Source organism: Colwellia sp. M166, assembly GCF_024585285.1.
GTDB lineage: Bacteria > Pseudomonadota > Gammaproteobacteria > Enterobacterales > Alteromonadaceae > Cognaticolwellia.
This window is the reverse complement of sequence record NZ_CP040755.1, coordinates 2,517,608-2,543,230: the sequence shown is the minus strand read 5'-3', so window position 1 is coordinate 2,543,230 and position 25,623 is coordinate 2,517,608. Positions and strand designations below refer to the sequence as shown.

The window sequence follows — 25,623 nt, the reverse complement described above, 5'->3', positions numbered from 1 at the left end:
ATTTTTAAATAAGGCGCTATTCTACAAAAATTTGCATCTCTTCGCCGATCTGTTTACGCATTTCCATTAATTTTCTTGCACTTTCATGCTGCTTTTTATCTGCTTCTGACTGTGGAACCCACTCAGGAACGCGTTCAGATTGACCATTTTGATCAACAGCAACCATAATAACAATGCAGTGTGTGGTTAATCGACGATTTAACGATTTAGGATCACAAGCATTCACTTCCAAAGCTATATGCATTGAAGATTTACCGGTATAAATAACCTTTGCTTCAACTTCTACTAAGCTACCAACGTGGATCGGGGCAATAAAACGGATACCACCTGCATAAGCGGTAACACAATAACGACCACTCCAACCAGCGGCACAAGCATAAGCAGCTAAATCGATCCATTTCATGACGGCACCACCGTGAACTTTACCACCAAAATTTACATCTTGAGGCTCAGCCAAAAATCTTAAAGTTATATCACGCTGTGGTTGATTCATTACATTTCCTGTTTATAAATAATTGTTACAATCTAATTAACCTTTAACAAAACTTACAATAGCGATTATTTAAAGGTACATTACCACCAGTTAAGTCATAGTTAAAATTTAAAGAGAAAGCATGAAAATTTGGGTTGATGCCGATGCCTGTCCCGTAGTCATTAAAGAAATATTATTTAGAGCCGCTGAACGTACACAAACAGTCACAACATTACTGGCTAACCATTATTTAAAAGTGCCACCTTCTAAAGTTATCAGCTTTGTACAAGTGAGTGCTGGCTTTGATGTCGCTGACAATGAAATTGTTAAACGCGCCGAGCCTAATGACTTAGTCATCACCGCAGATATCCCATTAGCCGCAGAAGTTGTCGAAAAAGGTTGCTTAGCGCTAAACCCTAGAGGAGAACTTTACACCGAGAGCAATATTCGTCAACGTCTTAATATGCGTGATTTTATGGATACTTTGCGCTCTAGTGGTATTGAGACCGGTGGCGCGCCACCAATTAGCCAAGCAGATCGACAAGCCTTTGCCAACAACCTTGATAAATTATTAGCACAACAATAATTTGCTTTAATTAATCCCAATATGGCCTTTTACTAATTAAAAATCACCGGCCGTATATTTAATTGTTAGTTATTTGCTTGCAGCTGGTTTAATACGACGTCTGCTAGCGTTATTACCATCACTATTCCCATACGGATTAGCACTAGTATTGTTACCCGTATGACGTCTATTTTTACCGGTTGGCTTATGACCACGTGCATTATCACCTGAGCGTTGACCATCTTTATGTTCAGGTTTGTCCGTTTTGAACTTCTTCGGTTTTTTTGCTTTTAATGGGCGTAATTTACGTGATTCTGGTAAAGCATTGAGTGGCTCAAAACCAGCAACTATTTCTCTCGGTAAATGGGTTTGAATCACATGTTCAACGTCATTCAATAGATCGATTTCGTCCGCACAGACTAATGATACCGCATGACCACTTGCACCAGCTCGGCCCGTACGACCAATACGATGTACATAATCTTCTGGTACATTCGGTAATTCAAAGTTAACCACTTGAGGTAGTTGATCAATATCGATACCACGAGCAGCAATATCTGTTGCTACCAGTACATTGATAGTACCTTCTTTAAATTGTGCTAATGCTTTTGTTCTTGCCCCTTGGCTTTTATTGCCATGAATAGCAGCAGCTCTAATATCAGCAGCATCAAGTTGTTTGGTTAATTTATTTGCGCCATGCTTAGTTTTCATAAAAACGATAACTTGTCGCCAATCATTAGTTTTAATCAAATGTGTCAGTAATGGCGCTTTCTTATTTTTATCTACTGAATAGATTAACTGCTCAACCGTTTCTGCCGTGGTATTTTTCGGGCTGATTGAAATCTCTACGGGGTCATTAACAATTCCTTTCGCTAGCTCACGAATATCTGGTGAAAATGTTGCTGAGAAAAGTAGTGTTTGGCGTTTTTTTGGTAATAAGGATAAAATTTTCTTAATATCACGTAGAAAGCCCATATCTAACATACGATCAGCTTCATCAAGTACTAAAATTTCTAATTGATTAAAACGTACAGCATTTTGATTATATAAATCTAATAACCGTCCTGGTGTAGCAACAAGAATATCAACACCTTGACGTAAGCGTAGCATTTGCGGATTAATTTTAACCCCACCAAATACTACCGTTGATTTAAGGTCTAAGTGCTTACCATACATTTCGACATTTTCAGCTATCTGAGCAGCAAGTTCACGTGTTGGCGTAATAATGAGTGTTCGCGCTTGATTGGGGCGTGCTTTCTCGCCATTTGAAAGCAATTCGAGAATAGGTAAGGTAAAGCCTGCTGTTTTACCTGTGCCCGTTTGCGCAGCTGCCATGACGTCTCTACCAGCGAGTACCGCAGGAATAGCCTGAGCTTGAATAGGCGATGGTGTATCGTAACCTTTTTCCGCTATAGCTTTTTGAATTGGGGCAGATAAACCTAAATCGGTAAAACTCATAGAATATACTCTTCTCGCTGGGGTTTGAGCCAATGTCAAACGGCGGTGCAGAATACAGTATAGACGGCTCCAGTGCAATGATAGTAGTTATTCTAGAGCATTAACAATACCACCGAACCATTAATAAACCGTCGCATTGCTTATGAGTTGTTAATGAAATTAATCATGGTCAATCTCAAAAAACACCAACATAAAGATTATTGATATTTTCAGATTATTGAGGAACTTAATACTTATTTATTATCTTACTCGGCCAGCCATTTATAAGCAAAGTTAGGTGACGATTTCAGATTCAGAAACTATTGAAAAACACACCTGGTACCCTATAGAGCGAACAGATTGAATAATATTTGCCGGTAAACCAACCGTTTTTAATTTATTTCTGATACGAGCGACTTTAATATCAATAGAACGGTCAATACCGTCATAATCAGCTCCTTTCAACACTTTCAGAATAATTTGCCTAGACACCACACTGTTATGCTTAGTGGCAATAAAGTAGAACAACTCATATTCTTCCTGTGTTAAGCCCAAAGCTTTTTTTTGATAAAAGCAATCTGTTGACGCCGGAATAAACTTAAGCTCACCAAACTCTAAAATATCATCAGGTTGATAATTAGTAGGTCGAACGCCTAAGCGTTTTATACGTTGATATAGCACTTCAAAGGGTGCTGTTTTTAACACGAAATCATCAGCGCCAACTTCAAAGCATTTGATTTCTGCTAATGAATCTTCATCGCTGGTAATGAAAATAATCGGTCGTTGATAAAATTCTCTAAGTTGTTTACACACCTCGTAACCATTGATATCAGGCAAGCCTATATCTAATAAAATCAGATCAGGAAAAGTATTAATAACTTTCCGCAATGCTGTCGAACCATTGAACACTTGATTAACAGCGAAGCCTTTACGTTCTAATTGGCTTTTCAAAGTAAGAGACACCAATTGATCATCTTCAATAATTAGTACTTCTTTCATGATGGTGTTCCTTAATTCATAATTCGTAAATTTCATTTAGATCACAATTACTTAACCTAAAACAATAGATACTAATAAATTGATTTTCCTCCTTTTATCTTCACACAACAATACAAAATAGTAGGATAATTGTATCTAATATGTAACTTTGACAGATCAATAAGTGACCAATAGTCGCAGAAAGCACTAAATTATGGAAAATTTTTTAAAGAACATAACGAAAAAACCCGTAGCATGAGCTACGGGTTTTAGAATGATGGTGGAGGGAGGTGGATTCGAACCACCGAAGGCTGAGCCGTCAGATTTACAGTCTGATCCCTTTGGCCACTCGGGAACCCCTCCACAGGGTCGAAAACCCAGCATAAGCTGGGTATTCTGAAAAGAAGTCTAGCAATGTCCTACTCTCACATGGGAACTCCCACACTACCATCGGCGCTAACACGTTTCACTTCTGAGTTCGGAATGGGATCAGGTGGGGCCATGTCGCTATTGTCGCTAGACAAAAATTTTCTTGTTAATTACCAAATTGACGCCATTGCTACAATCGCTCTGATACTCATTGAGTAAACTCAACTTCGTTTCTCGCTCATTTGCTGCTTTGTCAATTCGTCACTTACCTTCGTAAATGATTAACAAGTAATAATCTTAGAAAGCTGAACTCTGTTAAGAGTTAAAAATACTCGTTTTACTGATAGCTGACAGCTTTTAACTGTTAGCTTATCTATCTCTTATTCACACTATTGTCATGCGTGATGTGTGTATTCCTACACTGTGTCAAACTTCATACAACAAAACCACTTGGGTGTTGTATGGTTAAGCCTCACGGGTAATTAGTATTGGTTAGCTCAATGCCTCGCAGCACTTCCACACCCAACCTATCAACGTTGTAGTCTCCAACGACCCTTTAGGGAGCTTAAAGCTCCAGTGAGAACTCATCTCAAAGCCTGCTTCCCGCTTAGATGCTTTCAGCGGTTATCAGTTCCGAACGTAGCTACCGGGCAATGCTATTGGCATAACAACCCGAACACCAGCGGTTCGTCCACTCCGGTCCTCTCGTACTAGGAGCAGCCCTCTTCAATTCTCAAACGCCCACGGCAGATAGGGACCGAACTGTCTCACGACGTTCTAAACCCAGCTCGCGTACCACTTTAAATGGCGAACAGCCATACCCTTGGGACCGACTTCAGCCCCAGGATGTGATGAGCCGACATCGAGGTGCCAAACACCGCCGTCGATATGAACTCTTGGGCGGTATCAGCCTGTTATCCCCGGAGTACCTTTTATCCGTTGAGCGATGGCCCTTCCATACAGAACCACCGGATCACTATGACCTACTTTCGTACCTGCTCGACGTGTCTGTCTCGCAGTTAAGCTGGCTTATGCCATTGCACTAACCGTACGATGTCCGACCGTACTTAGCCAACCTTCGTGCTCCTCCGTTACTCTTTAGGAGGAGACCGCCCCAGTCAAACTACCCACCAGACAGTGTCCCCAAGCCCGATAAGGGCCCTAGGTTAGAACATCACGCATACAAGGGTGGTATTTCAAGGTTGGCTCCACCACATCTAGCGACATGGTTTCAAAGCCTCCCACCTATCCTACACATGTAGGAGCAATGTTCACTGTCAAGCTATAGTAAAGGTTCACGGGGTCTTTCCGTCTAGCCGCGGGTATACGGCATCTTAACCGCAATTTCAATTTCACTGAGTCTCGGGTGGAGACAGTGTGGCCATGATTACGCCATTCGTGCAGGTCGGAACTTACCCGACAAGGAATTTCGCTACCTTAGGACCGTTATAGTTACGGCCGCCGTTTACCGGGGCTTCGATCATGAGCTTCGTCCGAGGACTAACCCAATCAATTAACCTTCCGGCACCGGGCAGGCGTCACACCGTATACGTCATCTTTCGATTTTGCACAGTGCTGTGTTTTTAATAAACAGTTCCAGCCACCTGGTTACTTCGACTCTCCATTGCTTACTGAGCAAGTCATTCACATTAGAGAGCGTACCTTCTCCCGAAGTTACGGTACTATTTTGCCTAGTTCCTTCACCCGAGTTCTCTCAAGCGCCTTAGTATTCTCTACCTAACCACCTGTGTCGGTTTGGGGTACGGTTCCTATATATCTGAAGCTTAGAAGCTTTTCCTGGAAGCATGGCATCAATGACTTCATCTCCTTGGAGACTCGTCTCGTATCTCAGCGTTTAAATGAAATCCCGGATTTACCTAAGATAACCGCCTACATACTTTCACACGGACTACCAACGCCGTGCTCACCTAGCCTACTCCGTCCCTCCTTCGCAATATATAGAAGTACAGAAATATTAATCTGTTTCCCATCGACTACGCGTTTCCGCCTCGCCTTAGGGGCCGACTTACCCTGCCCTGATTAACATGGGACAGGAAACCTTGGTCTTTCGGCGGGGGAGTTTTTCACTCCCCTTATCGTTACTCATGTCAGCATTCGCACTTCTGATACCTCCAGCAAGCTTTACAACTCACCTTCAACGGCTTACAGAACGCTCCCCTACCACTTGTTCCTAAAGAACAAATCCGCAGCTTCGGTGACTAGTTTAGCCCCGTTACATCTTCCGCGCAGACCGACTCGACTAGTGAGCTATTACGCTTTCTTTAAAGGATGGCTGCTTCTAAGCCAACCTCCTAGCTGTCTATGCCTTTCCACATCGTTTCCCACTTAACTAGTACTTTGGGACCTTAGCTGGCGGTCTGGGTTGTTTCCCTCTTCACAACGGACGTTAGCACCCGTAGTGTGTCTCCCGCATATCACTCATTGGTATTCGGAGTTTGCAAAGGGTTGGTAAGTCGGGATGACCCCCTAGCCTTAACAGTGCTCTACCCCCAATGGTGTTCGTGCGAGGCTCTACCTAAATAGATTTCGGGGAGAACCAGCTATCTCCCGGCTTGATTAGCCTTTCACTCCGACCCACAAGTCATCACCGCATTTTTCAACATACGTGTGTTCGGTCCTCCAGTTGATGTTACTCAACCTTCAACCTGCCCATGGGTAGATCGCCGGGTTTCGGGTCTATACCCTGCAACTAAACGCGCAGTTAACACTCGCTTTCGCTACGGCTCCCCTATTCGGTTAACCTTGCTACAGAATATAAGTCGCTGACCCATTATACAAAAGGTACGCAATCACTAGACTAAATCTAGCTCTCACTGCTTGTACGTATGCGGTTTCAGGTTCTATTTCACTCCCCTCACAGGGGTTCTTTTCGCCTTTCCCTCACGGTACTGGTTCACTATCGGTCAGTTAGGAGTATTTAGCCTTGGAGGATGGTCCCCCCATGTTCAGTCAACGTTTCACGTGTGCCGACCTACTCGATTTCATGATAAGTTTATTTTCGTGTACGGGGCTATCACCCTGTATCGCTCTACTTTCCAGTAGATTCCACTAACTTACAAACCACTTAAGGGCTAATTCCCGTTCGCTCGCCGCTACTAAGGAAATCTCGGTTGATTTCTTTTCCTCGGGGTACTTAGATGTTTCAGTTCTCCCGGTTCGCCTCGTTAAGCTATGTATTCACTTAACGATACCCAAGTTACCTTGGGTGGGTTTCCCCATTCGGACATCTTTGGCTATAACGGTTTTTATCACCTCACCAAAGCTTTTCGCAGATTAACACGTCCTTCATCGCCTCTAACTGCCAAGGCATCCACCACATACGCTTAGTCACTTAACCATACAACCCCAAGTAGTTTCCTATTTGGTACACCGCGGAGACTAATCCACAGCAATTGTAAAGTCTGACATTTTCACGCACACAAAGTGTGTCTTGAATAAGAGTGGTAATAAATTTAACTCGTAAAAGTAAAAACTTACTACCGGGTTGATTACGTTTCCGAGGAGGACCCGTAATCACCATTATTAACAGGCGATATTCCCATTAACAACAGCTTGGTATTTATAATTTACAAACAACAGCGCGACACCGTGTTTGCCATATAAATACCGGTATTTATATCAGCTTTCCAGATTGTTAAAGAACTCAATTAATGCACGCATTCGGCATAAATCGTGGTTTAAAAAACCAAACTTAAAAGAGCTTATAAAAAGCATAACTTAAGTTTGGTCATTCAATTCTTTGTGAAGAAGTGGTGGAGCTAAGCAGGATCGAACTGCTGACCTCCTGCGTGCAAGGCAGGCGCTCTCCCAGCTGAGCTATAGCCCCGCAATGGGAAACATGTTTAGCTAAAACGAAACTCATATTTACGTTTTTTACAAGGCGGTTTATCACGAAGTGTAGGTATTTCTACACGAGTGATGAACCAACGCCGTAAAAAGCGTAAATTGGTAGGTCTGGGCAGACTTGAACTGCCGACCTCACCCTTATCAGGGGTGCGCTCTAACCAGCTGAGCTACAGACCTATTTTATACTCGTTTCTTTACTTGATTTCTTCGTTGTACTCGTCGTTCGCTTGTCATTACCAGTCGGTAACTCCTACGCTCACTTCTCGCACGCCTTGAACTCAAGCAAATTAACTTCGCCTAAAAGGGATGAAGCACTAGCATGTTTGGACTTCTTCTAATTTGTTATCATGTAATTTGTGTAGACACTCGTAGAACCGAGGTTCTCATTAAGCTGTTTTACTTCAAGATAAGGAGGTGATCCAACCCCAGGTTCCCCTAGGGTTACCTTGTTACGACTTCACCCCAGTCATGAATCACAAAGTGGTGACCGTCCTCCCGAAGGTTAAACTAGCCACTTCTTTTGCAACCCACTCCCATGGTGTGACGGGCGGTGTGTACAAGGCCCGGGAACGTATTCACCGTAGCATTCTGATCTACGATTACTAGCGATTCCGACTTCACGGAGTCGAGTTGCAGACTCCGATCCGGACTACGACAAGCTTTGTGGGATTCGCTCCATCTCGCGATATTGCTGCCCTCTGTACTTGCCATTGTAGCACGTGTGTAGCCCATCCCGTAAGGGCCATGATGACTTGACGTCGTCCCCACCTTCCTCCGGTTTATCACCGGCAGTCTCCTTAGAGTTCCCGCCACTACGCGCTGGCAAATAAGGATAGGGGTTGCGCTCGTTGCGGGACTTAACCCAACATTTCACAACACGAGCTGACGACAGCCATGCAGCACCTGTCACAGAGTTCCCGAAGGCACAAGTCTATCTCTAGTCTCTTCTCTGGATGTCAAGGGATGGTAAGGTTCTTCGCGTTGCATCGAATTAAACCACATGCTCCACCGCTTGTGCGGGCCCCCGTCAATTCATTTGAGTTTTAACCTTGCGGCCGTACTCCCCAGGCGGTCAACTTAGCGCGTTAGCTACGCCACCCACAGATCAAGTCTACAGACGGCTAGTTGACATCGTTTACGGCGTGGACTACCAGGGTATCTAATCCTGTTTGCTCCCCACGCTTTCGTGCCTCAGTGTCAGTCTTTGTCCAGGTAGCCGCCTTCGCCACTGATGTTCCTTCCAATCTCTACGCATTTCACCGCTACACTGGAAATTCCACTACCCTCTACAAAACTCTAGCTTGCCAGTTCAAAATGCAGTTCCCAGGTTGAGCCCAGGGCTTTCACATCTTGCTTAACAAACCACCTACGCACGCTTTACGCCCAGTAATTCCGATTAACGCTTGCACCCCTCGTATTACCGCGGCTGCTGGCACGAAGTTAGCCGGTGCTTCTTCTGCGAGTAACGTCACAGATGTTGCGTATTAAACAACACCCTTTCCTCCTCGCTGAAAGTGCTTTACAACCCGAAGGCCTTCTTCACACACGCGGCATGGCTGCATCAGGCTTTCGCCCATTGTGCAATATTCCCCCACTACTGCCTCCCGTAGGAGTCTGGGCCGTGTCTCAGTCCCAGTGTGGCTGATCATCCTCTCAAACCAGCTAGAGATCGTCGCCTTGGTAAGCCATTACCTTACCAACTAGCTAATCTCACTTGGGCTAATCAATGAGCGAGAGGTGCCGAAGCGTCCCCCCCTTTGGTCCGTAGACATTATGCGGTATTAGCAGTCGTTTCCAACTGTTGTCCCCCACTCAAAGGCATATTCCCAAGCATTACTCACCCGTCCGCCGCTCGACGCCGAATAGCAAGCTATTCTCGTTTCCGCTCGACTTGCATGTGTTAAGCCTGCCGCCAGCGTTCAATCTGAGCCATGATCAAACTCTTCAATTAAAAATCGTTTGTGATGTGAGACAAGTAAACTTGTTTCAACATCTGCTCAATGAATTCTGTCGTGTTACTTAATCCCGACTAGGAACTAAATAACTACATAAAACGTATTATTCAAACCCGAAAGTTTAAATGATACTTATTTTTTGTGTGACATCATATTAAGCTGTTTTTTTTGTTATGTTCTTTCCGAAGAAAGAGATAACTATGTAAAATCAACGTTAATGTGAGTGTCCACACAAATTGCATGATAACTAATTGTTAAAGAACGTATCATCAAAGATGATACCGATACAGAATCTCATTCGCTCTATACCGTAAGTTGTTTCGTTGCTGCAGACCACTCTTTGCTTGACGCTAAGGGCTTCTGAAGCGAGATGCGCATTCTACGCAACTCAGTTTTAATGTCAACGCTTTTTTGAAACTTTTTAAACTTTCTTTTCAGAAGATTTAAAACCTTTACTTTAAAACGTTAAGTTAACCAATTCAGCCTGAACTGTACGAGATAACCTATTAAAACAGCTCGTTGGGGTGACCCCTTGGAACTGGAGCGCATTCTAGAGATTTCTCGCTTCACGTCAACAGCTAAATGCAATTAAATTGATAAAAGTGGTTTGTTTGGCTTTTATTTGCACAGCCCTTGCTGTGACTGCGTTTTAAATGCGCAAATAGCGCTAAAAGTACGCACTTTAGCATCAGGCCGAGCGACGACTTTACCTATTTGCAAACTAAGATTAGTCGAATATTTATTTGAAGCACACTATTTAACCCGACATTTTGCTAATATGGCTATATCAGTCATTTAAAAGCTTATATTCATGCATAAAAACAAATTTCGTAGTTATCATAACAATGCTCCTATATTAGGTAGTAATGTTTATGTCGATGAAACAGCGGTACTCGTTGGGGATATCACGTTAGGTGATGATACTAGTGTTTGGCCCTTAGTCGCTGCAAGGGGTGATGTTAATAAAATAACTATTGGCGCAAGAACTAATATTCAGGATGGTAGTGTTTTACATGTCACTCGAAAAAGTGCAGCTAACCCAAAGGGTAATCCTTTAATCATTGGTGACGATGTTACCGTTGGGCATAAGTGCATGTTACATGGTTGTACATTAGGAGATCGTATCCTTGTTGGTATGGGTGCTATTATTATGGATGGTGCGACTATTGAGAATGACGTATTCATTGGTGCTGGTAGTTTAGTGCCTCCAAACAAAACACTAAAACGCGGTTATTTATATGTTGGTAACCCCGTAAAACAAGCAAGATTACTTAAAGAAAGTGAAGCTAAATTTCTCAAGCAATCAGCCATTAATTATGTGGAATTAAAAGATGAATATTTAGCTATGGATAATTAAAGCCTCAATCATCTGATGTCTATATGTATTTCATTTCCTTCTGGCTCATTTTTTTCGAGCCAGAGTTCTGCCACTTCTTCTAAATCATATTTTGTACAATTATCAATTTTCGCTATGTTTTTTAACTGCATTGAGTGAAAAAATATAGTTACTCTTTGCCCTGATAACTGGCCGGTCAATGACCATGCGTCATGTTGTTCATCAAAATGTAGGTCATCATTAAATAAAAATGCTTGATTCATCTTTCTTTCTCTAAATTTGTTACTTCAACTGAGTTCTTAACGATATCAGTACAGGTTCGATATCTGGACTAACACCTCTCCATAACTTGAAGCTTTCGGCGGCTTGTCCTACCAACATACCTAACCCATCGATAATATGCTTAACCCCAAGAGTTTTTGCTTGAATTAAAAAAGCAGTCGGATGTTTGCCATACACCATATCATAACAAGCCACTGCGCTTTTTATGGTGGCGTTTGAAATGGGTAAACTTTCGCCCGACAACCCTGCCGACGTTGCATTAATAATAATATCAAAAGATAACTGCTCAGTATCAGTAAACGTAACAGCATGTATTGCCTGATCAGGATATTGACTAACAATGGCTTGCGCTTTACTTAGTGTTCTATTGGCAATAGTTAACGACGTTGGTGATTGCTCTAATAAGGCTTGCACAACACCTTTCGCTGCTCCGCCAGCACCGAGCAATAATATTTTACTCTTTTGTAGTTGAATTTGATGTCTAAGCAAATCACTTACTAAGCCGACACCGTCAGTAGTATCACCATAAATAGCACCATTAGAGAATATTAAGGTATTAACCGCACCAGCTAACTTTGCCCTTTCACTCAATTCGTCGCACAGTATAAAAGCTTGTTCTTTAAAAGGCGCAGTAACATTGGCACCTTTACCATTATCGGCAATCAGTTCACTTACTGCTAACTCAAATTTATCAAGATCAACCAATTCACTTTGATAATTGATAATTTGTTCGGTTTGTGTGGCAAATTGTTGGTGAATAAACGGCGATTTTGATTGAGCAATTGGATTGCCAAATACACGGTATTGATCCATGAGAATACTTGCTAAAGAGTTTAGCTGTAGACTAACCTAGTTATGAAAAGATGCAAACAAAAAAGCAGTAATTCAATTACTGCTTTTTATATTTATTAACCTACTTAATCCTGACCTTAAAATTTATAACCTAACATCAGCGAGTAAACCATTGGATCGACATCAATGTTAGCTTTACCAATGCTAGCTCCACCAACATCGAATGTTGCATCAGTAGATATATCAATATAACGAATAGAAGCGTTTAGTGACCACTTATCATCTAAATGATAATCAGCGCCAATTTGTGCAGACAAACCAAATGAGCCATCTAAATCTAGGTTGCTTAAACCTAATGATTTTGGAGCCGCGGCAAAATCTTCATCAAAGAAAACTGTATAGTTAACACCAACACCAACATAAGGCTTAAAAGCTGAGTTCGTATCAAAGTAATATAATGCACTTAATGTTGGTGGTAACTGTGATACTTCGCCTAAGTTAGCACCATCAACCCCAAGCACTGCGTTTTTATCTTGAATAGTTACATCATGGGTAAAAGGTGTTGCGGCTAATAGTTCAATTGCCCAGTTATTATCGTAGAAGTAAACAAAATTCAAACCTAGCTGTGTATTATCGTCTACCGTCAATGTCATAGTTGAATCAGCGCCACCCAACATAATGTTAGATTTGTCACTGTCAGGGTTAACCATAGTTGCGCCACCACGTACAATAAAATCACCCGCTTGGTTTGAAAAAGCCAGAGGAGATAATGTAAGAGCAGAAAGTATTAAGCCATTAATTATTGATTTTTTCATGAGAGCATTACCTTTTGTTAAATATAGAAATATTGAATTTGTTTAATGAGGTAATATTACGCCCGCTCGATAATAGAGTAATTGATCTAGCACAAGGTTTTTAATAAACCACAAAATAATTATGGTTTTATTTAAAGTAATGAATTAAATAGTGATTGTTTTGTGATCTAACGCACAAAAACAACATATTGAACTAAGCTTTCTACAAATATATTGTTTTTGAGTGCTAAAAACAGATGATATTTACTATAGCCAGCTTTGTGCAACAAGATAGTTTTGTAGTTCAGCTTCTGCACTGCCATCTGCAGCTTGAAAATTATACTCCCAACGAACCAATGGCGGCATCGACATCAATATAGACTCAGTTCTACCACCTGATTGCAAACCAAATAAAGTGCCGCGATCGAACACTAAATTGAACTCAACATAGCGACCTCGACGATATAATTGGAATTGACGATTATTATCATCATATGGCGTGGCTTTGCGCTTTTCTATCAAAGGTACATAAGCATCAATAAAACCTACGCCAACGGCTTTGATGTAATCAAAACACTGCTCGAATGACCACTTATTAAGGTCATCAAAAAACAAGCCACCGACACCACGAGTTTCATTTCGATGCTTTAAATAGAAGTATTCATCACACCATTTTTTATATTCGGGATAAACCTCTTCGCCAAAGGGCTGACAAATATCTTTAGCCGTTTGATGCCAATATACAACATCTTCTTTAAAAGGATAAAAGGGAGTGAGATCGAAACCACCACCAAACCACCATACGGGTGCTTCACCTTCTTTCTCAGCAATAAAAAAACGAACATTGGCATGAGAAGTTGGAACAAAAGGGTTTTTAGGGTGAATAACTAAAGATACGCCGCAAGCTTGCCATTTTCGGCCAGCCAATTCAGGTCGATGTGCTGTTGCTGATGGTGGTAATTTATCACCTGACACCACAGAAAAGTTTACACCACCTTGTTCAATCACAGAGCCACTGGTTAATACTCGTGTCCTACCACCACCACCTTCCGCACGTTGCCAATTATCTTCAATAAATTTACCACTACCATCAGCAACCTCTAACGCTGAGCATATTTGGTCTTGTAATGATTTCAGAAACTTAATAACAACGTTTATATCTATAGTGCTCATGAGCGAATAATATCTCCAGATAATGCATCAATAATGGTGGATGGCTGTTCAAAGCCTAAAGTCTTACCTTTAATAATAAAATCAATTTTTTCAGCTAATGTACTTGGTATATTTTGCCAGATTTTTGCGGGGGCTTGACCACTTAAATTAGCACTAGTGGAAACAATAGGCTTGTTGGTGGCTTTACAGAGTGCAACCACATCAGGTTGGCTAGTAATACGTACAGCGATAGTATCAAAACAGCCTGTAAGTAACGCTGAAGTATTAACATTTTTAGCAACTAATTGCGTGATGCCATCAGGCCATCGAGATAACACAGCAAAGCGCTTATCTTGTGGGATTTTACTATCGTCTATATAAGGAAGTAGTTGTGAATAATTACCGGCTAGCAGTATTAAGCCTTTATCGACTGATCGAGCCTTAATAGACAATAGCCTTTCAATTGCCTGATCATTGTCGGGATCACAACCTAAGCCAAATACGGCCTCAGTTGGATAGGCCAAAATACCGCCCTGTTGATAAGTTTCTAATGCTGTCGTCATTGAATTTTATTACAGTTTATAAATAAAAATTATTTACCTGTGATTATACGTTTTTTTTATTGTTACTGTATTTTAATTTAAGCATCCACAAAAAATTTCTAAGCTTGTTTCTCTGAACAAAAAAAACTACAGTGTTACAAAAATGCAACATTTTTACTACGTATATAATAAGGAAATTAATATAATGCAAGTAATCTACAATTTAGCAGTTACATTCTTTTTACTATTGTCTGCTTTTAACGCTCAATCTGAAAACTGGGATTCTTTGTATGATCATGCTCAATATCAAAATGCTAAAATATCTCCCGATGGAAAATATATTGCGACAGCTGTAAATCATGAAAACAATACAGTTTTACTCTTTTTTAAACGCGAAGACTTAGCAATGGTAGGAAGTGCTAAACTTGCCGGAAATTATGAAGTAGGAAATTACCACTGGGTCAACAGTGAGCGCGTAGTGATTGATATGGTAAAGCGTGTACCGTGGCATGAACAACCGCAATTTTATGGTGAACTATTTGCAGTAAACTATGATGGATCTAGAGCTAAACTTATATATGGTTACAAAGCAGGTAACCTACAACGTCCTACTAGATTAAAGCGTAAGAAAAGTATATCTGGTTGGGCAAGCATTATCGATATCTTACCAGAAGACGATAGACATATTCTAATAAAATCAACACCGATGAGTGCTACAGGGGAAAGGCTATCTTCAGTGTTCATGCTTAATGTATACACCGGCATAATCAACAAGGAACTAGGCAAAGCACCTATTCCTTTTAGCCATTTTTTAACAGATACTAAAGGAGAGGTTAAAGCTGTTGTTGGCACAGATAGTAAGGATAAAAAACAATTATATTTAAAAAAAAATGGCCAATGGGAAAAAGTTCCTGATGGTACAGTTAGTAATTCAGTTTCTTTGATTTCAATTAGCTCGTCAGGAAAGTACCTTTACACTCGTGATAATCACAACCAGGATCTTTTTGGTATATTTAAATTAAATATGGAAAACTTTTCATATGAAAACATATATACCGATAAAAATGTCGATGTAACTGACGTAAAACTTACGGCTGATGGAAGATCATTATATGCCATTAGAATTGATGACGGCTACCCAGCATATTTGCTCCTCAATAAAGAAATTGAAGAAGCATTAGTATTTAAAAGCTTATTGCAATCATTCCCATATAACTCGATTAATATAACCAGTAAAAGCGAGGATGGTAAGCTATATATTATAATGGTTACCTCAGATATTGATCCTGGTAGTTTATATTTGTACGATAAAGAAAAAAATAAGATTGAATTATTATTTAAATTTAAACCACAAATTAAAAATGATAGCTTAATACCTTCAGAGCCTATTCAAGTTACCGCGACTGATGGCAGTAAAATAAACGGGTATTTCACTCAAGCAAAAAATAAAAATAATGCTAAACTAGCTCCTGTTGTCGTCGTCGTGCATGGTGGGCCACATGGCGTAAGAGATTATTGGCGTTATTCAAATAATGTTCAGTACTTAGCACTACATGGGTATTCCGTCTTACAAGTTAATTACCGTGGTTCCGGCGGATATGGTGAAAAGTATGAAATAGATGGCCATAGAGTATGGGGGTCGAAAATACAACAAGACATTTATGAAAGCTATCAATGGCTTGTTGATAGAAAAAAAGCTGAAATGAATAATGTTTGTATTATGGGTGGGAGCTTTGGAGCATATTCCGCAGTACAAAGTACAACCTTATATCCAGATACATATAAATGTGCGATCGCTAACGCTGGTATTTATGATTTAGAGCTTATGTTTGAAGAAGGGGATATTCGCACTAGAAGCTCAGGACTGAGCTACTTAAATAATGTACTAGGAAATGATAGTGAACAATTGAAAGCGATGTCTCCTGTAAATTATGCTTCAAAAATTAAAGTGCCACTTTTATTAGCGCATGGTAAAGATGATAATCGCGCCCCTTTCGAGCATGCAAAGCGTTTAAGAGATGCGCTAGATGAAGCTGGTACTTCTTATGAATGGCTTGCTATTGAGAAAGAAGGTCATGGGTTTTATAATCCAGAAAATCAAAAAGCATACATGAGAAAGGTTGTTGATTTTTTAAGTAAACATTTAAAATAGCTCCTCATAAATGCTTAGGAATAAAAAAGCCTGAATTAATTCAGGCTTTTTAATGGTTAGTTTTTATGCTGACTCAAATAAGGTTTTAATCTTTTGTCTTAAGACAAACTTTTGCACTTTACCGGTCGATGTTTTAGGTAGCTCACTAAAAACAATAGTTTTAGGGACTTTAAAGCCCGCCATATGATCTCGACAATGCTGAATAACATCTTGCTCTGTAATGCTTTGGCCTCGCTTCAAGCAAATGAATGCACAAGGCGTTTCTCCCCACTTTTCATCTTTCTTCGCTACAACAGCAGCTTCTAGAATGGCTGGGTGCATATATAGCACGCCTTCTATTTCAACAGAGGAAATATTTTCCCCGCCAGAAATAATAATATCTTTTGAACGATCACGAATTTCAATATAACCATCCGGATGCTTGACCGCTAAATCACCGGAATGAAACCAACCATGTGCAAAAGCTTCTTCTGTGGCTTTTTCATTTTTTAAATAGCCTTTCATCGTGGTATTGCCGCGAAACATTATTTCACCAATGGTTTCACCATCAGAACGAACAGGCGCCATGGTATCAGGATTAAGAACATCAACTTCCTCCTGAGTCGGATATCGTACGCCTTGGCGTGCTTTTAACGCCGCACGTTCATCAGCACTTAACTCATTCCATTCTTTTTTCCACTCACTAACTACACAAGGTCCGTACACCTCAGTTAAACCATAACTTTGTGTAATTTCAATACCTAAACGTTCAATGCCTTTAATCACGGCCGCCGGCGGTGGAGCGCCAGCGGTCATGGCTTTAATATTTTTAGGCAATTGTGTCAGTAAGCTTTGCTCAGCATTTAAAATCATATTAAGTACAATCGGGGCACCACAGAAATGACTAACTTTGTGTTCGATCATAGCATTAACAATAGCACCAACTTCAACTTGCCTTAAGCAGACTTGTGTCCCCCCAACCGCAACGATGGTCCAAGGAAAACACCAACCATTGCAATGAAATAAAGGTAAAGTCCACAGGTAAACCGTATTGCTGTCTGTCGGCCAAATAAAGTTATGGCCAATAGCATTAAGATAAGCACCACGGTGAGAATAAACCACACCTTTGGGGTTGCCAGTTGTACCCGAAGTATAATTTAACGCTAATGCTTGCCATTCATCAGCAACGAGAGAGCCAACAAAATTTTCATCCCCTTGCGCTAATAATTCTTGATATTCCATTGTGCCGATACATTCACCGCCAGGGCCTTCAATATCATCAATATCGATTACTAAGGGCTTTCGCTTGGAAAGTGCTAATGCTTGCTTAATCACACCAGAAAATGCAGTGTCGGTAAGCAAGACATCACATTCCCCATGATCCATAATAAAAGCAATATTTTCGGCATCAAGACGAATGTTGATCGCATTAAGTACCGCTCCTGTTAAAGGCACACCATAGTGGGCATCAAGAAAAGCAGGAATATTTGCCGCCATTATACTAACGGTTTGCCCAGGTTTTACCCCATGTTTAATCAGGCCTGACGCTAAACGACGAACATTTTTGCGATATTCATCATAAGTAATTCTTTGCTTACCATGAATAATCGCTATTTTTTCAGGGTAAACATCCGCAGTACGATTTAAAAAATTAATTGGTGTTAATGGTTGGCTATTAGCAACAACCTTATCTAGACCTTGGTTATAAATATTATTCATACTCTTCCTCGCTTACTTTTTGAAGTAACCCTTAGTAGTAATTTAAACAACACGCAATTAAGTTATCGATTGTTTAAACCAATAGAATACGGTCACCTTAATTATATTTAACCTTTTATATAAAAATAATCATACGCGGATAATAAAATTAAAAAATAATCCTTTGGTCTACATCAGCTAAAATTAATAGTTATTTATCGCTACCGTGAAATATTTGTCATTTCAGAATATTTTTAAACACGTTATAATCTTGAGCTAAATTTCGCCTGATCGTTAAATAATACCACATGATGTCATGCACTCAGTTGGTATAAGATTAGGTTTAAAATCACATCATAAAAAGGCACTAAGTATATGAAAGTTGGAATTATCATGGGGTCAAAGTCGGACTGGCCGACAATGCAGCACGCTGCTGATATGTTAGATTTATTTAACGTTCCTTATGAAACAAAAGTAGTTTCAGCACATAGAACACCCCATTTACTTGCTGAATATGCAGAGAGCGCCAAAGCACGTGGTATTCAAGTGATTATTGGTGGTGCTGGTGGTGCTGCGCACTTACCTGGCATGACCGCTGCTTATACCAGCCTGCCTGTTTTAGGTGTACCAGTGCAATCAAAAGCCTTAAGTGGTCAAGACTCATTACTCTCTATTGTCCAAATGCCAAAAGGTATTGCCGTTGGCACATTGGCGATTGGCACAGCAGGCGCAGCAAATGCAGGTCTATTGGCTGCACAAATCATCGGCTTAGCTGATCCAACAGTACAAGCTGCTGTTGAAAAATTTAGAGCAGAACAAACACAAACCATTCTTGATAACCCAAACCCTGCACAATAAGGCTAGCTACATGAATGTTTTAGTATTAGGTGCAGGTCAATTAGCTCGAATGATGGCACTCGCTGTTAAGCCCTTAAATATCGATATTAGGGCTTTTGATGTTGGCTCAGGTAATGTCGTTGATCCGCTGGCAACTAACATTGTTTTTGGTAACTTAACACAGGGCATCGAATTTGCAGACTTTATCACGGCAGAATTTGAACATATCGACCACCAAACACTCGCAACGTGTCAGGCTTCAGGTAAGTTACGTCCCGCAAGCCAAGCGATTAAAGTTGGCGGCGATAGAAGATTAGAAAAAAGTTTGCTAATAAAATCTGCGGTTGCAAATGCTCAACACCAAATTATCGAAACTAAAGCAGACTTTGATCAAGCTTTAAATCAACTGTCTTTTCCTTTAATTTTGAAAAGCGCCCTCGCTGGCTACGATGGTAAAGGTCAATGGCGATTGCAAGATAAAGCAAAAGCAGAAGAAGTCTGGCTTGATATTAAAGCTTTTTTCGATGGTGGAGAACAAGGTGTAAAGCATGCGGTTATAGCAGAACAAATGGTGCCATTTGATCGTGAAGTTTCTTTAGTTGGTGTTCGAGATAGCCAAGGTAACACACTCGTTTATCCACTGACTCAAAATCATCACAGTAAAGGGGTACTCAGTGTTTCTATTGCTACTCACGTGGATGAAGTGTTGCAAACACAAGCGCAACAAGTTTTTAATAGTATTGCTAAAGAATTAGATTACGTGGGCGTTTTAGCAATTGAATTCTTCCAAGTTGGCGAACAATTATTAGTTAATGAAATTGCTCCTCGTGTGCATAACTCAGGTCATTGGACACAACAAGGTGCAGATACTTGCCAATTCGAAAATCATTTACGAGCGGTCTGTGATTTGCCATTAGGGAGCACGGATTTAATTCGTCCGACCGCCATGATTAATATCTTAGGTGAAGATAACGTACCTAACGAGATATTAAATGTCGCAAGCACAAAATTACATTGGTATGGGAAAAGTAAACGCGCTGGTCGTAAAATGGGCCATATTAATGTCTCAGGAAAATCTGAAGCGCAATTAGCCACACGATTAATGTTATTAGCTAATTTATTGCCAGAAGCAGCGTTTGATGAACTTAAGCCTTATATCGCCGCCTACCAAAACAGTTTAAGTAGCTAAAAATAATGTAAATATCACTCATTAATGGCTCAACGATTTAAGTTTATTATTAGTGATTAAAAAAGCCAGTGATATCATAGCGATATAACACTGGCTTTGTTATTTTAATTATACCAAAAACTAATTTTTTTGAAAGTGTTATACCAAAAACTAATTTTTTTGAAAGTGACCGCAAGGTTTAGCTGCGCATTGTAACTTCTCTCCCGCCGCCATTTGCCTTTTTAGCAACAAGCCAAAGCCACATTGCTCGCATTTGCCTGCAACAGGTTGGTGATTGACAACAAATTTACATTTCGGATAGCTATCACAAGCATAAAATGTTTTGCCAAATCTGCTAGTCTTTGATTGTAAGTAACCTTTTTTACATTGTGGGCAAGTAATGTCTTGTTCTGCTATATCATTATCATCTTGATGCACGATATGGTGGCAATCAGGATAGTTTGTACATCCAATAAACATACCATAACGGCCTTGTTTTACCGCAAGTTCATTGCCACATTCAGGACACTCACTACCAACAAGCACTTTATCATCAACTCGTTCGTGCTCAACAACAGGTCGTGTATATTGACAGTTAGGGTAACTAACACAGCCAAAAAACGAGCCGGATTTACTATGCTTAATGGCTAACTTTGAGCCACATTCTGGGCAAATTTCAGTGGTATTTTCTAAGGCATGTTCATGACGTGAAAATAGTGGTTTTTCGGGGTTTGACATAGTAAATGCACCTACAAAATTAGGTGCATATTATGCCATATTTTAATCAAGAAGCTGTAGTGTAATTTTCCTACAATTAAATTCCAGCGCAGCCGCTAATGCAATGGCCCTTCTTGCTCATCAAAAATTAAGTCTTCCATTTGGGAGTAGGCATTCTCTTTGCCTGGTACATTAAACAGCACCATTAGCACCACCCACTTTAAATCATCGATGGAGAAAAATTTAGTATCCAGCTCCATTACTCGGTCAATGACCATTTCACGGGTAGTAAAGTCTAATAGATTCACTTGTTCTAAAAACATGAGAAAACCTCGGCATTCTACGTCTAGAATCTGACTTTCTTCACTGGTATAAATTCGAACCGATTGATTACCCACACGAGTTAAATAAGGATAAGTTTCAGTATCTTGCAAGGCAGCAAGCTTTTCTAACCACGCAAGTGCTTTATATATTTCATCTTGGTGAAAACCGGCACGGGTTAATTCATCCGTCAGTAAGTCATGATCTACCATTACTTCGGCTTCACTATGAATATAATTTTCAAAAAGGTACATCAAAATATCAAACATAACTAGCCCCTATTTAATTTAAGGTAGCCCCCTGGCACCGCAGACACAAGACCTTTAAGCTCAAGTACTGTTAATCGAGTTAGCACTACGTCTATGGGTAGTTTACTCCGAGAAACCACCATATCTACAGGGGTGACTTCATATCCCACACTAGCTAACATTGGATCGTTAAACAAGTCCTGTTGTACACTTTTTTCTCTTGAATTAGCTTTCTCTTTGTTTCTACTTAAGTTTAGACTATCTGTGACAATATCTTCAAACTCTTCCTCTATATCGGCTATATCCTCAACAAGTTTAGCGCCTTGTTTAATTAGCCAATGACAACCTTTTGCTTGCAGATTATAAATTGAACTTGGTACAGCAAACACTTCTCTTGATTGCTCTAGTGCACAACGAGCCGTGATCAAAGAACCGCTTTTCAATGATGCTTCAACCACTAAAACCCCCAAACTTAAGCCGCTGATCAAACGATTTCGTTTCGGAAAATGCCCTGCTTTAGGTGCAATACCGGGTGCAAACTCACTAATGAGTAAGCCCTTATTTTCAATAATATCTTTCTGTAATTTTTTATGTCGAGCGGGATAAGTCATATCTAAGCCAGTAGCAACAACGGCAATGGTATAGCCTCCATGGTGCAAGGCCCCTAGATGTGCCTGAGCATCAATACCTAATGCCAAACCACTGGTTACCACAAACTGCGCCGTTAGCTGCCCGGCAAGTTTATGAGCTATTTCTCGACCTGCTACACTAGCATTACGACTGCCAACAATAGCTATTTTAGCAAGTGATAATAATTCGATATTGCCACGGGCAAATATCACTATGGGTGGATCATAGATTTCTTTTAATAATACAGGGTACGCAGGATCGTCATAAACAATAATTTTACTTTGACAAAGCTGTGAATCAAAAATTACTTTAGTTAAACCATGCCAGTCAGGTGAACTAATCGCAGAGCGTTGAGCTCCAGTAAGGCCCGTTTGATTTAAATCGACTTGTTGAGTAAATAATGTTTTTAAACCAAACTTTTTTACTAAGGCAATTTTTTTATAGCTCGCTAGTCGTGGAATAGCTTTTAGCGCTAGCCAATAATGCACAGAAGTTAACTCAGTTACGGCTTTATTATTACGAGTATCTGCCACCGTATTCTCCTTAAGAGTGACTAGCACTATATGTTATGGTGCAATAACCCCATCAAGCACACGTAATGCTTTGTCCGAATGAAGAATTAACGCCATACTCACTTTATCGTAAACTTTAAAAACCATGACTTGGCCAATACTTTCAGTAGGCATATCATAGTCAGAGTGGTTATCACTGCCCATGCGATTCCAACGCGAGGTATTATGCGTGTATTCGGGACCATTATCAGTATCGATTACCGCAGGGCTTTTTCGGCTAACGGTTAACACATCACCAGCTTGTAAAGCTTGCTTTGCTCCCTGATTAATCATCACGACATCAAACTTAGCAAACTCACGCAGTTCTGTGACCGAGTTAATAATAAGACCTTTAGTATTTTTAGCACCGGCTCGCATAGTAAACACTGCGGGATACTGCTGCTCATCATTTACCGGTACCACAAAAGCACCAGAATGAATTTCACGTTTTACGCCACTAATATAAAGAGTACCCGGTTGCTTTTTGCTGATGTTGCCACGTTGTAGTGCCTTACCGGTACCAACAAGTATAATGTTATAGCCCAAATTTTCTGCTGTTGCTGGGTCAATAATAACAGTACCTTTATGATAGATAGCATAACTTTGGCCAACAACAAGGTCGCTATTTACATAAGCTTTAAAGCCATCTAGGCTAGATTTATAACCTTTTTCACTACCAATAATATAAGAAAATCGCTCCAGCTCTGCTAAAGTTTTAACGCTATCATAACGAATATAAGGTGCAATAGCCTGCAAAGGTAATGTGCTCACTGGAGTTTGATTTTTTGATTGCTTACGAACTTTAGGTGACCATTTTAATTTAGGTTTACCTTTAACTAACATGGGCTGTCCTTGTGCATCAAAGACTAAACGCAGTTCATCACCAGGATAAATTAAATGAGGATTGTTAATTTCAGGATTAAGACGCCATAATTTCGGCCACAACCAAGCTTGATTAAGAAAAACACCTGAGATATCCCATAAGGTATCGCCCTTCTTAACAATATAAGACTTTGGAGCATCAGGCTTTAATGTTAACTCATCAGCCAGTAAAGACAGCGACATGAAAATGCCAAGTATTAGCGAGAAAATTTTTATTAGCATGTTAATCTGCCTATTATTATAGGTTTTATCCTAAACCACTATGATTAATTTCAATTAATGGCTAAAATTGAAACATAACACTCTATGCGATATTTCGCGAATTCTTTTGAAAATTTATGGCTATTTTACCTGTATTACGATTTCCTGATGAGAGATTAAGAACGAAAGCACAACCCGTCACTGAAGTTAATGATGAAATTCGCACTATTATCAACAACATGTTTGAAACCATGTATGCTGAAAATGGTGTTGGCTTGGCAGCAACGCAAGTTGATATTCATCAACAAATTGTCGTTATTGATGTCTCAGAAAATAAAGAAAACCCTTATGTCTTGATTAATCCTGAAATCACTCGTAAAAGTGATGAAACTCTGATTAATGAAGAAGGCTGCCTATCTGTACCTGGCTGCTATGCGAAAGTCGATCGTAGTGTCGATGTTACCGTTACCGCCCTTGATGAAAATGGCAAAAAATTCACTTTAGATGGTGAAGAGCTATTAGCTATTTGTATTCAACATGAACTTGATCACCTTAATGGTATCTTGTTTGTTGATTATTTATCGCCACTTAAACGCCAGCGTATTAAAAAGAAATTAGAAAAAGAAGCGCGTTTAGATAGTGCGAACGCATAAAACTACTGTATTTTATATAACTAACTTGTACTCAGGAAACGCCCTTGTCCAACGCTGTAACTAAACCATTAAATATCATTTTTGCTGGCACACCCGACTTTGCTGCTCAACATTTAGCAGCACTACTGCAATCAGAACATAATGTTCTTGCGGTATATTGTCCGCCTGATAAACCCGCGGGTCGAGGTAAAAAGCTAACAGCCTGTGCAACAAAGCTATTAGCTTTAGAGCATGATATTCCTGTTGAACAACCTGAAAACTTTAAAGCGCAAACAACACAAGCTGTACTAGCAAGTTATCAAGCGGATGTTATGGTGGTGGTTGCTTATGGTTTACTACTACCAACAGTAATTTTAGAAACGCCAAGATTAGGTTGTATTAATGTTCACGGTTCTATTTTACCTAAATGGCGCGGAGCTGCACCCATTCAGCGCTCTTTAGAAGCAGGTGATGCACAAACGGGCGTAACCATAATGCAAATGGATAAAGGCTTAGATACCGGCGATATGATATTAACCGCAATTTGTGATATCACACAGGAAGATACCAGCGCGAGTTTATATGAAAAATTAGCTAAGCTTGGACCGATCGCACTTTTAGAGACCCTAACCTTGATGGCCAATGGTGATTACACGCGCCAGCCACAAGATAATAATCTCGCATCACATGCAGCTAAACTTGATAAAGCCGACGCTGAATTAAATTGGCAATCACCGGCTAAGGTACTTGCTCGTAAAGTAAGAGCTTATATCCCTTGGCCAGTGACACAGTTTACCTTTAACGACAGCAGTAAACTGCATCGCATACGTGTTTGGCAAGCCAGTGCTCTTAACCTCAAACATAAACACACTGTTGGTAATATTATCAGCGCTGACAAACAAGGGATTATTGTGGCAACATCCGAAGGTGCTCTACGTTTAGAAGTCATTCAACTACCAGGAAAGAAAGCCATGGCGGTTGCCGATCTATTAAATGGTAAAGCAGATTGGTTTGCTCCAGGCGAAGCAATAAATGGTTTTGAAACAACACAAGGGCAACAGTAATT

Annotated in this window: 20 protein-coding genes, 3 tRNA genes and 3 rRNA genes; 7 read left to right on the top strand and 19 right to left on the bottom strand. The window is 40.3% G+C overall.

Annotation, left to right across the window (positions count from 1 at the left end; genetic code table 11):
• Positions 1-16 precede the first annotated feature (16 nt).
• Positions 17-493 carry an acyl-CoA thioesterase gene (locus tag FGD67_RS11590; RefSeq protein ID WP_257171347.1) on the bottom strand — a complete coding sequence of 159 codons (477 nt, stop codon included), beginning with the start codon at positions 491-493 and terminating at the stop codon, positions 17-19.
• 121 nt (positions 494-614) lie between these two features.
• On the opposite strand from FGD67_RS11590, the gene FGD67_RS11585 reads away from it, so the two are divergent.
• Complete coding sequence (locus FGD67_RS11585) at positions 615-1,058, top strand: YaiI/YqxD family protein (RefSeq protein WP_257171346.1); 444 nt, start codon at positions 615-617, stop codon at positions 1,056-1,058.
• A gap of 69 nt (positions 1,059-1,127) precedes the next feature.
• On the opposite strand, the gene FGD67_RS11580 is transcribed toward FGD67_RS11585, so the two are convergent.
• The 8 genes from FGD67_RS11580 to FGD67_RS11545 all read right to left on the bottom strand — a co-directional run bounded on the left by FGD67_RS11580 (position 1,128) and on the right by FGD67_RS11545 (position 9,639).
• Complete coding sequence (locus FGD67_RS11580; RefSeq protein WP_257171345.1) at positions 1,128-2,495, bottom strand: DEAD/DEAH box helicase; 1,368 nt, start codon at positions 2,493-2,495, stop codon at positions 1,128-1,130.
• A gap of 273 nt (positions 2,496-2,768) precedes the next feature.
• The gene (locus FGD67_RS11575; protein WP_257171344.1) at positions 2,769-3,473 is read right to left on the bottom strand and encodes a response regulator transcription factor; all 705 of its coding nucleotides are present in this window, start codon (positions 3,471-3,473) and stop codon (positions 2,769-2,771) included.
• Between the two features lie 257 nt (positions 3,474-3,730).
• A tRNA-Tyr gene (locus tag FGD67_RS11570) sits at positions 3,731-3,815 on the bottom strand.
• Between the two features lie 43 nt (positions 3,816-3,858).
• Positions 3,859-3,973 (bottom strand): 5S ribosomal RNA (rrf, locus tag FGD67_RS11565).
• A 309-nt stretch (positions 3,974-4,282) separates the two neighbouring features.
• A 23S ribosomal RNA gene (locus FGD67_RS11560) occupies positions 4,283-7,179 on the bottom strand.
• A 413-nt stretch (positions 7,180-7,592) separates the two neighbouring features.
• Positions 7,593-7,668, bottom strand: a tRNA-Ala gene (locus FGD67_RS11555).
• Positions 7,669-7,788: 120 nt separating this feature from the next.
• A tRNA-Ile gene (locus tag FGD67_RS11550) sits at positions 7,789-7,865 on the bottom strand.
• A gap of 230 nt (positions 7,866-8,095) precedes the next feature.
• A 16S ribosomal RNA gene (locus FGD67_RS11545) occupies positions 8,096-9,639 on the bottom strand.
• Together the 16S, 23S and 5S rRNA genes with 3 tRNA genes alongside form the textbook arrangement of a ribosomal RNA operon.
• An 815-nt stretch (positions 9,640-10,454) precedes the next feature.
• Here FGD67_RS11545 and FGD67_RS11540 point away from each other — a divergent pair.
• The gene (locus FGD67_RS11540) at positions 10,455-11,000 is read left to right on the top strand and encodes a gamma carbonic anhydrase family protein (protein WP_257171343.1); all 546 of its coding nucleotides are present in this window, start codon (positions 10,455-10,457) and stop codon (positions 10,998-11,000) included.
• An 8-nt stretch (positions 11,001-11,008) separates the two neighbouring features.
• On the opposite strand, the gene FGD67_RS11535 is transcribed toward FGD67_RS11540, so the two are convergent.
• The 5 genes from FGD67_RS11535 to FGD67_RS11515 form a co-directional block, all read right to left on the bottom strand.
• Positions 11,009-11,242, bottom strand: a complete 234-nt coding sequence (locus FGD67_RS11535) for a hypothetical protein (protein ID WP_257171342.1) — start codon at positions 11,240-11,242, stop codon at positions 11,009-11,011.
• 19 nt (positions 11,243-11,261) lie between these two features.
• Complete coding sequence (gene aroE / locus FGD67_RS11530) at positions 11,262-12,074, bottom strand: shikimate dehydrogenase (RefSeq protein ID WP_257171341.1); 813 nt, start codon at positions 12,072-12,074, stop codon at positions 11,262-11,264.
• Between the two features lie 116 nt (positions 12,075-12,190).
• Positions 12,191-12,868 (bottom strand): OmpW family protein, encoded by a 678-nt coding sequence (locus FGD67_RS11525; protein WP_257171340.1) that lies wholly within the window; start codon positions 12,866-12,868, stop codon positions 12,191-12,193.
• 246 nt (positions 12,869-13,114) lie between these two features.
• Positions 13,115-14,020 (bottom strand): oxygen-dependent coproporphyrinogen oxidase, encoded by a 906-nt coding sequence (hemF, locus tag FGD67_RS11520; protein WP_257171339.1) that lies wholly within the window; start codon positions 14,018-14,020, stop codon positions 13,115-13,117.
• On the bottom strand, positions 14,017-14,562 hold the full coding sequence (locus tag FGD67_RS11515; protein WP_257171338.1) for a Sua5/YciO/YrdC/YwlC family protein: 546 nt from the start codon (positions 14,560-14,562) through the stop codon (positions 14,017-14,019). Before FGD67_RS11515 ends, hemF begins: the two co-directional genes overlap by 4 nt.
• 184 nt (positions 14,563-14,746) lie before the next feature.
• Here FGD67_RS11515 and FGD67_RS11510 point away from each other — a divergent pair, with 184 nt between their 5' ends.
• On the top strand, positions 14,747-16,693 hold the full coding sequence (locus FGD67_RS11510) for a S9 family peptidase (RefSeq protein WP_257171337.1): 1,947 nt from the start codon (positions 14,747-14,749) through the stop codon (positions 16,691-16,693).
• Between the two features lie 63 nt (positions 16,694-16,756).
• Here the strand turns inward: FGD67_RS11510 and FGD67_RS11505 are convergent, their stop codons facing one another.
• A complete protein-coding gene (locus tag FGD67_RS11505) occupies positions 16,757-18,391 on the bottom strand; it encodes an acyl-CoA synthetase (protein WP_257171336.1) in 1,635 nt (544 codons plus the stop codon).
• A 354-nt stretch (positions 18,392-18,745) separates the two neighbouring features.
• On the opposite strand from FGD67_RS11505, the gene purE reads away from it, so the two are divergent.
• Entirely contained in the window at positions 18,746-19,228 is a 483-nt protein-coding gene (purE, locus tag FGD67_RS11500; protein WP_257171335.1) for a 5-(carboxyamino)imidazole ribonucleotide mutase, read from the top strand.
• 10 nt (positions 19,229-19,238) lie between these two features.
• Positions 19,239-20,396, top strand: a complete 1,158-nt coding sequence (locus tag FGD67_RS11495) for a 5-(carboxyamino)imidazole ribonucleotide synthase (RefSeq protein ID WP_257171334.1) — start codon at positions 19,239-19,241, stop codon at positions 20,394-20,396.
• A 150-nt stretch (positions 20,397-20,546) separates the two neighbouring features.
• On the opposite strand, the gene FGD67_RS11490 is transcribed toward FGD67_RS11495, so the two are convergent.
• From FGD67_RS11490 to FGD67_RS11475, 4 genes are all read right to left on the bottom strand, one after another.
• A complete protein-coding gene (locus FGD67_RS11490; protein ID WP_257171333.1) occupies positions 20,547-21,113 on the bottom strand; it encodes a topoisomerase DNA-binding C4 zinc finger domain-containing protein in 567 nt (188 codons plus the stop codon).
• Between the two features lie 95 nt (positions 21,114-21,208).
• Positions 21,209-21,682, bottom strand: a complete 474-nt coding sequence (locus FGD67_RS11485; RefSeq protein ID WP_257171332.1) for a DUF494 family protein — start codon at positions 21,680-21,682, stop codon at positions 21,209-21,211.
• 2 nt (positions 21,683-21,684) lie between these two features.
• Positions 21,685-22,824, bottom strand: coding sequence for a DNA-processing protein DprA (gene dprA / locus FGD67_RS11480; RefSeq protein ID WP_257171331.1), 1,140 nt, complete (start codon positions 22,822-22,824; stop codon positions 21,685-21,687).
• Positions 22,825-22,857: 33 nt separating this feature from the next.
• Positions 22,858-23,946, bottom strand: a complete 1,089-nt coding sequence (locus FGD67_RS11475) for a LysM peptidoglycan-binding domain-containing protein (protein ID WP_257171330.1) — start codon at positions 23,944-23,946, stop codon at positions 22,858-22,860.
• Between the two features lie 116 nt (positions 23,947-24,062).
• On the opposite strand from FGD67_RS11475, the gene def reads away from it, so the two are divergent.
• Together def and fmt are read left to right on the top strand one after the other, a co-directional pair.
• Entirely contained in the window at positions 24,063-24,578 is a 516-nt protein-coding gene (gene def, locus FGD67_RS11470; protein WP_257171329.1) for a peptide deformylase, read from the top strand.
• A gap of 44 nt (positions 24,579-24,622) precedes the next feature.
• Positions 24,623-25,621: a methionyl-tRNA formyltransferase gene (gene fmt / locus FGD67_RS11465; RefSeq protein ID WP_257171328.1), complete on the top strand. Its 999-nt coding sequence runs from the start codon at positions 24,623-24,625 to the stop codon at positions 25,619-25,621.
• Positions 25,622-25,623 lie beyond the last annotated feature (2 nt).